Annotated in this window: 1 protein-coding gene; it reads right to left on the reverse strand. The window is 38.9% G+C overall.

What is annotated here, in order from left to right; translation table 11 throughout:
* A partial coding sequence (locus ACE01R_RS17885) for a LamG-like jellyroll fold domain-containing protein (protein WP_395552818.1) occupies positions 1-614 on the reverse strand: 614 nt, incomplete at both ends.

Here is a 614-nt window from a genome sequence, read left to right on the forward strand (position 1 = left end):
AAATGCCAGTTGTTTGGCAGCACACGACCGTTACCTGAGCCAATAGATACATTTGACGTGTTTGGGCTATTAAACGGTATATTGTTTTGAGTGGTTGTTGTTCCTTTTAGGTTTCCGTTAAAAAACCCGTATGTCGTTCCAGCAGCCCGACCAAACTCTATATGATGCCAAACATCACGTGCTAGTGCAGAGCCAATTGTAAATTCAGCATTTTGTACTGTGCCATTTGTTTTGCATATCTGTAAATTCATTATGGTATTTACATTATCAATAAGCGCAAGGTTCCACCCACCTCCGCTGCTTGAAACATCTTGAAATCCAGCACAGATAATCGGTATCAAATTATCCTTAAGAGTTGCGTTTGTGGGTATATATAACCAAGATTCAATTGTGAAATCTTCTGCTGCCCCAAATAAGTAACCTGCATTATCGGTTGTATAAATGTAGTTATTATCTGAGAATTTCGCGCTACTCCCACCAAATTTGCTTTGTGTTGTTGAGATAACTGGATTGCCAGACCTATTCCACACAATACCTTTTTGATCGGTGAATGTAGTTGAATTGTTAGCACCATTGAAATGAAGCAATGAAGTAACATTGGCCCAATATTCATC

Origin of the sequence: Acinetobacter sp. BSP-28, from assembly GCF_044130285.1 — a bacterium.
Lineage (GTDB): Bacteria > Pseudomonadota > Gammaproteobacteria > Pseudomonadales > Moraxellaceae > Acinetobacter.